This is a genomic window from Limnobaculum xujianqingii (assembly GCF_013394855.1).
Lineage (GTDB): Bacteria > Pseudomonadota > Gammaproteobacteria > Enterobacterales > Enterobacteriaceae > Limnobaculum > Limnobaculum xujianqingii.
The window spans coordinates 1,475,141-1,488,200 of the sequence record NZ_JABMLK010000001.1; the positions used below are offsets into that span (position 1 = coordinate 1,475,141).

Sequence of the window (13,060 nt, forward strand, 5' to 3'; positions counted from 1 at the left end):
TCCTAGTTGATGATCATGTCGTCGCGGTGAACAGCAACCGAACCATACTCATAACCTAATATTTCATCAATTTTCTGAGAATGGTGTCCTGCAATCATGCGCAATGCGTCACTGTTATAGCGCGCCACGCCGTGGGCTAAATCACGCCCGGACAGATCGCGAATACGAATAACCTCACCGCGAGAAAAATCGCCTTTTACCTGCTTAATACCTTTCGGTAACAGCGAACTTCCCCGTTCCAGCATGGCCTGTACAGCACCATCATCAATAGTAATCTCGCCTGCAGGCGGTGCGCCAAAAATCCAGCGTTTGCGGTTCTCAAGAGGTGATGTCTGAGCGTGGAAACGTGTACCGACAGAGATATCATTAATCACATCGCCAATCACGCCCGACTTGCTGCCTGCGGCAATCACCACTTCGATACCCGCTCTGCCAGCGACATCAGCAGCCTGCAGTTTTGTTGCCATGCCCCCGGTTCCCAGCCCGGAGATGCTATCACCAGCAATGGCTCGTAATGCGCTATCAATACTGTGAACTTCCCGAATTAATTCTGCATCCGGATTATGACGCGGATCGGCAGTAAATAATCCTGACTGATCGGTTAGTAGTAATAGCTTATCGGCACCACCAAGAATAGCGGCCAGTGCAGAAAGGTTATCATTGTCACCGACTTTGATTTCCGCTGTTGCTACCGCATCGTTCTCATTAATCACCGGAACAATTTGGTTATCCAGCAGAGCCTGCATCATGTCGCGCGCATTTAAAAAGCGCTCACGATCTTCCAGATCGGCACGAGTAAGCAGCATTTGGCCAATATTGATGCCATAAATTGAAAACAACTGTTCCCAAAGCTGAATCAATCGACTTTGTCCTACTGCCGCCAGCAATTGCTTGGAAGCAATGGTTGCGGGTAGTTCGGGGTAGCCAAGGTGCTCACGTCCGGCGGCAATCGCGCCAGACGTCACGATAATAATACGATGGCCAAGTGCATGCTGTTGCGCGCACTGACGCACTAACTCAACAATATGGGCACGGTTTAAACGCAGTGACCCGCCTGTAAGTACGCTGGTTCCCAATTTAACCACCAGCGTTTGGCTGCTATTCATAATGTTCTGCCGTTGAATATCAAGAAAAGATGCAAGAAGACCTTTTTATCAGGTGTGACGCGTTATGCCAACAGGCATAACGCGAAATAGGCGAGATTTAGAGAAAAAATTGATCAGACTGAAAGTTTATCCGGACTTTTTGCCGCTTCAGTTTGGACGGGGCGGAAACTGAGTTTAATAGACGTCAGGTAATCCTGAAGCTTTTGTTGAAAGGATTGCAAATTCTGCTCAACTTCCTGTTGAATATCCGCATCCTTAATGGTTTTTACCTGCCACTCACCGACTTTATCAAACAGCCCGATTTGGCAACTGTAGGTGAAGCCCTGTTCATCAGCTTCGATATCCATCCACCATCCCCAAAATTCTCTTTTTTCCGGGGCTGGCTTGCTGCTAACGCAGACAGCCAGACAATCAAAAAAATAGTGATTCCCTTTACATTGAGACTCCCTGATATACGGTCCCAGAGTGATAAATTCTTTAATCAGCTTGTTTCTTGAATGACCATTTGCTAATAGCATGATGTAGCCCCAGTAAATTATAATTTAACAACCAGTTAACAGCCGCTGGGGATATTAGCATAACTTTTGATTAATCCACTCGCTTAATTGTTCCAATCCGCTATTTAAATTATTGAGTAATGGGGTCGAAGCGACTGTGATTAATTTTCCATCTCCGGTAGAAGAAACGATCAGCTTTGATTCAGATAATGGGCTGAAAACGTCCTTCTCAAAACTGGCTGAACACATAGGAATTGGACAGCGTCGCCCCAACAGCCCTTGCGTTTTCAGCGAATATCGAATTAATTCAGTATGTAATAAATTATCGGTTGTTGAATCCATCTTCAGGCGACTGGCGATCATATCCCGATAGACAATTGGCGTCTTAAGTTGAGTTTCTTTATTTACAAACAAATCATGAACAATCGGCCCTAAACAGGCAACTCCGCGCAAGCGACGTGACTCCAGATATCCCAGACGAACTGCGACATTGGCACCAAAACGAATACCCAACGCCACCACACGTTGATGATCAATCCATGGCACCTGATCTAATTGGTTCAATACCTGACGATGGAGCAGACTGGTGTCTTCGGTTAAGGTCCAGCGAGATGAAAAACCAAGGGAAGGTAAATCAACGCACAGCATCGCAATGCCTTTTGGTGCCAGATAATTCACAAACAGAGGATAATAATCGTTTTGCAGATTATCTAATCCCCCACACAATAAAACCGTTGGATGTGGCCCTTTTCCTTCGGATGGAATATGTAAAAAGCCCGCCAGGTTGCCACCTTCAACTTTAAAGTCGATAGATTTCAACTCAAAGGGTAAATAGTTTGCGGCTTCTTTATAAGCTCTGTCAGCTAATAATTCTGCCTGCTCCGCTAACTGATCGCCCCGCAGGTGAGGATAGCTGGCAATGCTGTAAAAGTGAGAAGCTTTTAGCCAATAACTGCCCGCGGTTATCGGATCCTGACAAGCCAGATCTAAGGCTTTTTTTTGCCAGACCATCCCCTCTTTTGCCCATTCATAAATCCAGTTTCCCCCCCGATAGCCAACTACCGTATCTAACAGCCCTTCATCCGTTCGCTCATTAGGCGAGGCGGCAATACGCGCCAGAACCTCTTCAGCCTCTATCGGGTCAACACCACGCCAGGACCATATGGTTTTATTAATCATACGATACCAATTTGATTGAGTTTCGCCTTCCAGTGACGATTGAATACTGGCATTGGTTTGTTCTATACGCTTGACCAGCGTTGAGGTTTCCGGGTGTTTAAAAGAGGGTTTAAACAGCACTTCTGAAAGATTAGCTTTTGGCATGATGGTGCAACAATCTCCTGTACAGGCTTATGCTTATAACTCGGCCTGAATAACATGATTCCACCAGTGTACCCAATAAATGGTAGCAGATGAAGTCAACAACGGGATAATTACACAGCCTTACTTTTCACTACCAATATAGGTAACAAAACAATTAACCACTATCTTATTAACCGGAAATAACCCAAGTCGACATGTTATATATATAAGTTATATTTTAATTACCACTTAAATTAATTTCCATTAATAAAAACACTATTGTCTCAATATTTAAAGTTAGACTAACATCTAATATTAATTAATTGTATTGTGTTTGATACTGTTAAAATTAATATCCCACAAAAATTACACTGACAATCTAATAAATTGATTTATAAACTAAAAATAATTTAAAGCCATAAAAAAAACACTCAAAAAAACAGAAAACCACCAATATATAGCACTGAAGCTAAAAATATCATTATGTTTAATTGAAGATTTTAGAATCATTACTATATTCATAGATATCTGAACAGAAATAACCTATCAGATTAAAAATGCAAATCACAACACCTCTATTTTTATTGAGGTGGGGAATAGATCATCATTTAAATATGCTTTAACCATCTCAGGAGCAAAGACATGAAGAAAGTTTTTCTTGCATTAACCTGCATAACATCACTAATCAGTTCAGCCACTGTCTTTGCTGCCGGCAATGGTCAGGTAAGCGGTACATTAGGCGTACAACTAACCATCACGAATGGCTGTGCAATCAATGGTAATAGCGTTCAGGGTTCACCAACAGGTTTGGGTACACTGGATTTTGGTAGTCACTCCACATTAGCCAATGATATTACAGCACAATCAGCCAGTAGCAGCAGTGGCACCATCAAAGTTCAATGCACGAATACCCTACCCTATACCGTTACTCTCGATAGCGGTGAGCACGCGCAAGGCACGCAACGTCGTTTGGCTCAGGGAAGCGAGTTTGTAAATTATAACCTCTATCAGGATTCCCTACGCGCCGTACTTTGGGAAGATACAACGTTATTAAGCAGAACCTCAACCGGGGTTCCTGATGATTTGACCGTATATGGTCTGGTGCCGCCACAAACCACACCGTCAGCCGGTATCTATTCGGATACCGTCCTGGTTACTGTGGACTGGTAATTCCGCTTAAGTATCTCCAACTTAAGCCATATATACGCAATGAGTATCAGGGGTAACAATGCATCTTTGGTTTAAAACCTGCCAATGCATCCTGTTGGTAGTCAATATTATTACCCCATCATCGGTGTTGGCAGTAACGGTAAAATCGGCAACGGTTTCCATCACTGCCAACGTCTTTCCCGCCTGCAGTGCGGGTTCTACCTCCGGGGGAACCACAACCTTTGGCGTAATGAATTTTGGTACTCACAGTACATTAAGTCGAGAGATAAAACTTATCGGACAAAGTAATGCCGGAGCCATTCTGGTGCAGTGTGCACCCGGAGTTAATTATCAGATCGTGTTAGGGGCAGGAAAAAGCAGCAACGTAGCACAACGCTATATGACTGGCAGTCAGTCTGGCCAACGGATCAACTATAACCTCTACAGTGACGCTAATTACACCGCTATCTGGGACGATACTCTGGGTATTACTAAAACTGCTAATGGCCTACAGGAATGGGTCAAGTCTATGGATATATTCCAGCACAATCAACTCCCGTAGCCGATAGCTACATCGATACGGTGCAAGTTACAGTAAGTTGGTAACAAAAATGAAAAAAACTATTCCTGCTTTTATGATCGTGATTTCTACTCTGGGTCTGATTTTAACTTGTTTCGCCATGGCCTCTGTCGTTTATGCCGACTCTCGAACCAAAGACGTCAAAATTGATGCCACCATCACTGCTGGCATCAATTTTGGTAACAATATCTCCTCACTGTTCAACAATATCGATGTGACATCAACACAAAATGCCGGCTCGATCATGGTGAGATGCACACCAAAAACCAATGTCACTTTGGGTATTGACGGCGGATTGAACAGCGGAGGAACCGTTGGTACTGGCCGATTAATGAAACTCGCCACGGGTACCAACACCCTGAAATACCAGCTCTATCAGGATAGTAATCACACCACCATTTGGGGAAATAACAGCAATGGTGGGCAAAATTTAACAGTCATGAGCGATGGTAGCGTACAAAAGATCGATATTTACGCTCGTCTGTTTTCCTCTACCTCACTACCTGCCGTCGGGCAATACAGCGATACCGTATTAATTACCGTCAGTTATTAAACTATTATGTTTACGGATGAAAGATCTATGACACATATAAAACAACCTATTTTACTGATTACCTCTGCCCTGCTGTTTTTTTGTTTCTATTTTCAATCACTAGCCTATGCCAGCTCAATTCTTATCTGGCCAATCGATCCAGTTATTGAAGATGAACAAAATGCTACCGCCATCTGGCTGGAGAATCAGGATAGTAAACCTGCTTATATGCAAATTCGAGTGTTGGAGTGGCAACAAAGCTCAGGTGAAAACCAATACCAACGGCAATCGGATATATCCGTTAGTCCACCTTTCGTTCTAATCGAACCGGGAAAACGTCAGATGGTTCGTCTGGTAAAAAATATCAAAATCCCGGCTAATCAGGAAAAAGCCTACCGAATTCTGGTAGATGAAACGCCAAGAGCTAAAAAGGATAATGAACCAGAGGATAATCAGAATGTTAGTATCGGCGTGAAATTCCAAATGCGTTACTCCATTCCTCTGTTTGTCAGTGGCCAGGGGATTTGGACCAATCCTGATTACAATAAAAACAGAGACATTAAAACCGCAACAACGCCTGAACTCAGTTATCAGATAAGCAATCTGAATGGGCAATCTTATCTCAGCGTCAGGAATGACGGTAAGGTTCATGCACGATTGTCAAAACTGAGCAATTTGTCCGGAAACAAAACTACAACACTGGTAGATGGTCTGGTGGGATATGTGCTACCCGGCTCCGTTATGCGTTTCCCTATTTCTAAAAACAGTCGTTCTTCTGGCTATGACAAGCTGCAGGCACTAATTAATAACGATCCTGACCCGGTTCAACTAATTAAACGCTAGTGCCAACTAAGATGATGATTAACGCAGCAAGAGAATTTGATGCTGGTGTGTTTCTGCGCGACGCCCTGCTCAACAAAGTCTTATTGCCTTTGAATATTCTGCTGTTCTCACTGCCACTAATGGCTGTGCAGCCGACCTTATCAGAATCAACGGTCAATTCATCGGTATCAGAGAGACCGGATGCGCCACCGCGCCCGGTTTCCGATACCGATGAGCTACCCGAAATGTCACTCATGTTGGAAATCGTTATTAATGGTCGTCAGACACAAGATATCACCCCGGTTTCTTACCGCTCAGGCCATTACTACATTACTTCTGAAGCATTTAATCGACTTGGTTTGCCGCTAAAAATTACTGATTCTCCAGAAGTTGAAATCGATACGCTTAAAGATGTGCAGGCCAGTTACGAAAGTAATACTCAGCAATTATTAATCACAGTGCCATCCAACTGGTTACCAGAACAACAAATCAAAGATTATAAAACTCAGTCTTTTGAGCAGGCTGAAAGCACGCTTGGTCTGCTGTTTAACTATGATATCTATGCCAGCCATAACTCTGGCGATACAGAAAGCAATGCTGTCTCTGCCTATACGGAACAGCGTTTATTAGGCGCTATCGGTGTGCTCTCTAATAATGGCATCTATAACCAAAATCTGAATTCTGATACCAACAATAATACCGACAGCCGCTATCTTCGCTACGATACCAAATGGTATTACAACGATGAAAAACGCATGTTGAAATACAGCATCGGCGACATTATTACAGACGCCCTTTCCTGGAGTACCTCCATTCGCCTTGGTGGGTTACAGATTGGTCGTAACTTCTCAACCCGTCCGGATTTAATTACATATCCTTTACCCCAGTTTGCTGGACAGGCAGCCGTTCCCAGTGCGGTTGATGTCTACATCGATAGCTACAAATACTCCAGCTCAAACGTCAATCCCGGCCCCTTTACCATTGAAACCGTGCCTTACATTAATGGTGCTGGTAATGCTAACGTGGTGGTAACCGATCCTTTGGGCCGTCAGGTTAATACATCAGTATCGTTTTACGTCTCCAGTGAATTGCTACAACAAGGGCTAAGCGACTTTAGCCTGTCAGCAGGAAAGATCCGTAATAACTATGGTCTGAAAAATTTTGATTATGATAATAATGCCGCCAGCACCACTCTGCGCTATGGATTAACTAACTGGATGACGCTGGAAGGCCGGGCAGAAGGTGCCAGTCAGCTAAATGTAGAAGGCATTGGAGCCAATCTTAAACTTGGTTCCTTTGGTATCTTAAGTGGTTCATACAGCCAGAGTCATGCACAAAAAGATGCTTTTAAAGCGGCAAACGCCCCTACTCTATCACCTGATATCACGCCGTCTGATAATCACTCTCTTAATGGTAATCAAAGCTCTGTTGGTTACTCTTACACTCAACGTTATTTCGGAATTAATGCCCAAAGAGTCATTCGTAGTGGTGGCTATGGCGATCTCTCCAGCTATAAAAGTACCTACCGGTTAGACAAACAGGTTGACCAAATTACGGCTAACACCTCATTTGACCAATATGGTTCTATCGGTATTGGTTACTTTGATGTTCATCAGTCGGATAATCATCGCTTTCGATTGCTAAACCTGTCTTACAGTGTCCCTCTGTTTAAGAACAGCAGCCTGTATGCTTCGGTTAACCGTGAAATTGGCGCTTCCGGTTATAGTGCGCAAGTGATTATCAGCATTCCATTAGGAGATTGGGGGGGAGCCTCTGTCAGTTCCAGTCGTGATGAAAATAATAACTGGACACATCAGGCTAACTATAACCGGGCAGCACCTACCGATGGCGGACTGGGATGGAATCTCTCTTATGCTAAAAACCCTTCTGGCCAAACAGATTACAAACAGGCCAGTCTTGACCTCTCAGCACGAAAAATGCGCCTTCAGGGAGGGATTTATGGTAGCGACCAACAAACCTATTGGGGAGAAGTCAGCGGTTCAGTGGTTGCGATTAAGCAAAACCTTTATGCCTCCAGAACCATTAGTGACTCTTTCGCATTAATCTCAACCACTGGCTATCCGGATATTCCGGTGCGTTATGAAAATCAGCCACTGGGGAAAACCGACAGTAACGGATACTTGCTGATTCCAACCGTTACCTCATATACCCATGGTAAATATGAAATTGACCCTATTGGTTTACCCGCCGATGTAAAAGTCCCAGTGGTTGAACAATATCGCTCAGTTAAGCAAAGCAGCGGTACTGTTATTGAATTTCCCGTCAGCAAAATCTTACCGGCCACCCTGACGCTGGTGGATAGCACCGGTACTCCACTTCCCAGGGGCAGCATTATCTATTTAAACGGTCAGGACAATGTGAGTTATGTCGGTTGGGATGGGGATTCCTATCTGGAAAATATCGCAGCAGAAAACAATTTAGTGGTTCAACGAGCTGATAACCGTGCTCAATGTTACGTTCACTTTACGTTACCAACACCAGAACCCACAGGGGTCATTACGCTAAATACGCTGGTGTGCTCAGAAGAAGGCAAGCCATGAATAACATACACAGCAAACCATCATCGTCTGTCTTAACTCATTATATGGTTCTGAGTATTGCCCTGTTTATTTTGCTCATAGCATCTCCACTACAGGCTGCTACCTGCAGAATTACCGCCAGTCCTGCGGCAGAAGATCTTGGAACCACCAGCTCATTTAACGTCAATAGCGCCAACGGACTAAGCACTTCCGGGCCAGGAGGGATTTCCTGTTCAGGGCTAAGCATTGACCTGTTATCCGGTAGCGTATTAACCGGAACCTTGAAAACTACCACCAATAACATGAATCTGGTTAACACGCAGATTCCCGGCGCAAAAATCCCTTATATGTTATACGCCGATAACACCACCAACTATCCTTTTATCAAGGATCAAGCCGTAAACTATGGGGCTGGTGGCCTTAATATTCTTAATCTGTTGGTGGTTGGACTAGGCGGTTCAACGACGATTTACACCAAGACGACTCCTCTGCAAAATATTCCTGCCGGAACCTATACAGATACAGTGACTATCTACTGGTATTCTAAAATGTGTCTGGCTAACCTGTTAGGAGCCTGTATCAGCCTGTCTCCCCCAGATGAAGGCACCAGCACCATTCAGATAAAGCTGATTGTGACTAAAGATTGTCAAATTATCACTACAACCAATATTAACTTTGGCAGCAGCGCCTTTGTCGATCAGTTCCCGATAAAAGCTAATAACACGGTAACTCTTACTTGCTCAGCTCAAACACCCTATAAAACCTACTTTACTAATGGGGATAACTACAGCGATCCCTGGCGACAAATGAAAGGCTCAGGAAACAGTTTCCTGCAATACAATATCTATTACCCCGACAACACCACGGTTTGGAACAGCCTGTCCAAGTTATCTGGCACCGGTAACGGTCTGAGCCAAAGCCTGATCTACTCAGCGATCATTAACCCTAGCCAGCCAGCACAACCCGCTGGTAGCTATAGTGATACTGTCCAGTTTGTCGTGGAATATTAAGACACAATCAGTTATGTTTCTGGTGATTGTTTTTCATACAAGGAAAAATAAAAAATGGGTAACCCCAATAACATCACCAAAGTAGCCGATCTGTGCGATGCCTTTAGCGACCGCGTTCGGGTATTTGCACCACTGTTCACTGACTTTGGTGGGAAAACTGAATTTCATGGCCCCGTAGCTACAGTAAAGTGTTTTGAAGATAACTCTCTGGTAAAAAGTCTGAGCCTGACACCCGGTAACGGCAGAATTATGGTGGTTGACGGTGGAGGAAGTACGCGCTGCGCTCTGCTGGGGGATAATCTGGCGGCTAATTTGATTAATAATGGTTGGCAGGGAGCGATTATCTACGGCTATATCCGTGATAAAGCAGAGCTGGCTCAGATGCCTGTCGGCATTAAAGCGCTCGGCGCCATACCACTACGCTCCGCCCAGAAGTCTGAAGGTACACTGGGGAAACCCGTCGAATTCGCCGGTCAGATAATCCAGGAGGGAGATTATATTTATGCTGACGACGACGGTATCATCATTCTTAATCCCGTCTGATAACGAAAGCATAAAAACGACAAAGCCCGGCATTAACCGGGCTTTGTATCAGAATCAGATAATCAGCAATCACCAATTGGCTTCACAAATGCGACGCCCATATCCCACGGTTGCTCAATCCAGGTATCCTGTGGAATATCAACTACATAATCATCCACCAACGGCTGACCAGCAGGTTTAGCAAAAATAGTCACAAAGTGAGCTTTTGGATACATATCGCGAATTGCTTTAGCGGTACTACCGGTATCCACTAAATCGTCAATCACAATAAAGCCTTCGCCATCGCCTTCAGCACGCTTCAAAATTTTCATTTCGCGCTGATTATCATGGTCATAGCTGGAGATACAAACGGTATCTACATAACGGATACTGAGTTCGCGAGCCAGTAACGCAGCAGGCACTAAACCACCACGACTCACAGCAATGATACCTTTCCATTGTTCTTTCGGCAGTAAGCGATGGGCAAGCTTACGGGCTTCAATCTGCAACATATCCCAAGTGACGACGTATTTTTCGCTCATATAAATCGAATCCCAGCCAGTAAATCATGGCTTCTATAATAATCAGGGGGAAAAAAGTTGCAGCAGATTATAAAGAGACGCGCCGATAAAAACCAGCGGTTATATCAGAGAAAAATAAACTAATTGATCCAAACGTATATTGGTTCAGTCTGACTAATCTGTTGGAGAAACCGTCAATATCCGAACAATTTTATCTTCCAGCGTCAGTGGTTTTGTCACGGGAGCAAATCGTTCCACCCTTCGTCCTTCATCACTAATTAAAAATTTAGTAAAGTTCCATTTGATCGCCTGATGCCCCAATAATCCCGGTGCTTTTGACTTTAGATAACGAAATAGTGGATGAGCATCTGAGCCATTTACTTCAACTTTAGCAAACATAGGAAAACTAACGCCGTAGTTAAGTTGACAAAAAGCTTCAATCTCCTGATTGCTACCCTTCTCCTGCTGACCAAACTGATTACAAGGAAACCCCAATACCATCAATCCCTGAGCACTGTAACGTTGCCACAGCTGTTCCAACTCCTGATATTGCGGCGTAAATCCACATTCACTGGCGGTATTCACTACCAGTATGGCTTTCGCCATAAAATCACCCATGCTTTTTGTTTCGCCGTGGATGTTAAGCAATGGAATAGAAAACAGTTGATTCAACACAAAGCACTCCGGCAATTCAGTTAGTTAACGTCTATTATAGTGAATAAACGTTCTTTTCAACCAGTTCTGGACTAAAACAACTATAGCTCCAGCCTGGTAACGGCTTATATTCTATTCTTCTACCTGTTATGCAGTGAGAAAAGAGTAAAATATAGACAAACAACACGATATATACGCCAAATTCTATGCTTTCAATGTTATTCTGTTGCAGAAGAAATTAAAAAAACCATGTTATTGTTACCCTAATCTTATTGATAACAGCATCGGCATTCCTCGCCGTTGACCAGAAGATTGTTACAGGAGACTTATCGTGTCTGATTTAGCTCAACTTTCGCCACAGCATCTATGGCAACACTTCGCAAAAATTTGTTCAATTCCCCATCCATCTAAACATGAAGAAGCCTTAGCGCAATACATTGTTAACTGGGCAAAAGAAAAAAAACTGCATGCTGAACGCGACGCTGTCGGCAATATACTGATCCGTAAACCAGCGACTGCGGGTATGGAAAATCGTAAGTCTGTGGTTTTACAGGCTCACCTGGATATGGTTCCACAAAAGAATAACGACACTGAGCACGATTTCGAAAAAGACCCAATACAAACCTATGTAGACGGTCAATGGTTAAAAGCCCGTGGTACTACACTGGGTGCCGATAATGGTATTGGTATGGCATCTGCTCTGGCTGTGTTATCCGATGACACATTAACTCATGGTCCGATTGAAGTTCTGTTAACCATGACTGAAGAAACCGGTATGGATGGTGCTTTCGGTTTACAGCCAAACTGGCTACAAAGTGAAATCCTGATTAACACCGACTCCGAAACCGAAGGTGAAATATATATGGGCTGCGCCGGTGGCGTAGACTGTATTACAAGATTGCCACTTACCCGTGAAGCAGCACCGGCGGGTAACCAGCTGTTTAAACTCTCATTAAAAGGGTTAAAAGGCGGTCACTCTGGTGGTGATATCCATCTGGGTTTAGGTAATGCTAACAAGCTGATGGCTCGTTTTTTGGCAACTCATGCTAAAACGCTGCAAATTCGCCTGCTCTCTTTCAATGGCGGTACCCTGCGTAACGCGATTCCACGTGAAGCTACCGTGGTATTAAGCCTGCCAGCGGCTAATGCTGAAGCGCTGAAAAAAGCGAGTGCTGATTATCTGGCTCTGCTGAATCATGAACTGGCGGCTGTTGAAAAAAATATAGCATTGCTGGTTGAACCAACTGAATGTGGTTCACAGGCTCTGACGCTGGATAGCCAGTCACGTTTGATTGGCCTGATTAACGCCAGCCCTAATGGTGTGGTTCGCATGAGTGATTCCGTTAAGGGTGTGGTTGAAACCTCCCTGAACGTTGGTGTAGTCAGCACCGAACAGGACTATGCTCAGGTTCTCTATCTGATCCGTTCATTAATCGACAGCGGTAAAGAGTATGTAGTTGAAGTACTGACTTCATTGGGTGAATTAGCTGGTGCAGAGGTTAACGCTAAAGGCGGTTACCCTGGCTGGCAACCAGACCCGGCATCACCGGTTATGAATCTGGTACGCGAAAGCTATAAAAAGCTATTCGATACCACACCTCATATTATGGTGATTCATGCTGGTCTGGAGTGTGGTCTGTTCAAGCGCCCTTATCCTGAAATGGATATGGTTTCTATCGGGCCAACCATTACTGGTGCACACTCACCTGATGAGCAGGTTCATATCGCCAGCGTTGGTCGTTACTGGCAGTTGCTGACTCAGGTATTAAAATCAATTCCTGAACGCAATTAATCATCATGATGTAAAAATAACGGCGGAAATCCG

13 protein-coding genes are annotated in these 13,060 nt (G+C 44.2%); 8 read left to right on the forward strand and 5 right to left on the reverse strand.

What is annotated here, in order from left to right; genetic code table 11:
- Positions 1 to 2: 2 nt before the first annotated feature.
- From proB to frsA, 3 genes are all read right to left on the reverse strand, one after another.
- Entirely contained in the window at positions 3 to 1,106 is a 1,104-nt protein-coding gene (gene proB, locus GOL65_RS06685; protein WP_140919413.1) for a glutamate 5-kinase, read from the reverse strand.
- A gap of 113 nt (positions 1,107 to 1,219) precedes the next feature.
- Positions 1,220 to 1,624, reverse strand: a complete 405-nt coding sequence (gene crl, locus GOL65_RS06690; RefSeq protein WP_140919414.1) for a sigma factor-binding protein Crl — start codon at positions 1,622 to 1,624, stop codon at positions 1,220 to 1,222.
- Between the two features lie 54 nt (positions 1,625 to 1,678).
- On the reverse strand, positions 1,679 to 2,926 hold the full coding sequence (frsA, locus tag GOL65_RS06695) for an esterase FrsA (protein ID WP_140919415.1): 1,248 nt from the start codon (positions 2,924 to 2,926) through the stop codon (positions 1,679 to 1,681).
- A 621-nt stretch (positions 2,927 to 3,547) separates the two neighbouring features.
- Here frsA and GOL65_RS06700 point away from each other — a divergent pair.
- From GOL65_RS06700 to rraA, 7 genes are read left to right on the forward strand one after another with little or no spacing between them, the layout of a single operon-like run.
- A complete protein-coding gene (locus GOL65_RS06700; protein WP_140919416.1) occupies positions 3,548 to 4,075 on the forward strand; it encodes a Csu type fimbrial protein in 528 nt (175 codons plus the stop codon).
- 58 nt (positions 4,076 to 4,133) lie between these two features.
- Positions 4,134 to 4,616 (forward strand): Csu type fimbrial protein, encoded by a 483-nt coding sequence (locus tag GOL65_RS06705; RefSeq protein ID WP_179038203.1) that lies wholly within the window; start codon positions 4,134 to 4,136, stop codon positions 4,614 to 4,616.
- A 49-nt stretch (positions 4,617 to 4,665) separates the two neighbouring features.
- Complete coding sequence (locus GOL65_RS06710; RefSeq protein WP_140919417.1) at positions 4,666 to 5,187, forward strand: Csu type fimbrial protein; 522 nt, start codon at positions 4,666 to 4,668, stop codon at positions 5,185 to 5,187.
- A gap of 27 nt (positions 5,188 to 5,214) precedes the next feature.
- Entirely contained in the window at positions 5,215 to 6,009 is a 795-nt protein-coding gene (locus GOL65_RS06715) for a fimbrial biogenesis chaperone (RefSeq protein ID WP_140919418.1), read from the forward strand.
- Positions 6,010 to 6,020: 11 nt separating this feature from the next.
- Positions 6,021 to 8,549 (forward strand): fimbria/pilus outer membrane usher protein, encoded by a 2,529-nt coding sequence (locus GOL65_RS06720; RefSeq protein ID WP_181377702.1) that lies wholly within the window; start codon positions 6,021 to 6,023, stop codon positions 8,547 to 8,549.
- A complete protein-coding gene (locus GOL65_RS06725; protein WP_179038204.1) occupies positions 8,546 to 9,538 on the forward strand; it encodes a Csu type fimbrial protein in 993 nt (330 codons plus the stop codon). The genes GOL65_RS06720 and GOL65_RS06725 overlap by 4 nt, the downstream gene beginning before the upstream one ends.
- Before the next feature lie 54 nt (positions 9,539 to 9,592).
- A complete protein-coding gene (rraA, locus tag GOL65_RS06730) occupies positions 9,593 to 10,081 on the forward strand; it encodes a ribonuclease E activity regulator RraA (RefSeq protein WP_140919420.1) in 489 nt (162 codons plus the stop codon).
- 62 nt (positions 10,082 to 10,143) lie between these two features.
- On the opposite strand, the gene gpt is transcribed toward rraA, so the two are convergent.
- Both gpt and GOL65_RS06740 read right to left on the reverse strand, forming a co-directional pair.
- The gene (gene gpt, locus GOL65_RS06735) at positions 10,144 to 10,602 is read right to left on the reverse strand and encodes a xanthine phosphoribosyltransferase (RefSeq protein WP_140919421.1); all 459 of its coding nucleotides are present in this window, start codon (positions 10,600 to 10,602) and stop codon (positions 10,144 to 10,146) included.
- Positions 10,603 to 10,755: 153 nt separating this feature from the next.
- Complete coding sequence (locus GOL65_RS06740; protein ID WP_407657495.1) at positions 10,756 to 11,253, reverse strand: glutathione peroxidase; 498 nt, start codon at positions 11,251 to 11,253, stop codon at positions 10,756 to 10,758.
- Positions 11,254 to 11,566: 313 nt separating this feature from the next.
- On the opposite strand from GOL65_RS06740, the gene GOL65_RS06745 reads away from it, so the two are divergent.
- Positions 11,567 to 13,027, forward strand: coding sequence for an aminoacyl-histidine dipeptidase (locus GOL65_RS06745; protein ID WP_140919423.1), 1,461 nt, complete (start codon positions 11,567 to 11,569; stop codon positions 13,025 to 13,027).
- Positions 13,028 to 13,060: the final 33 nt, after the last annotated feature.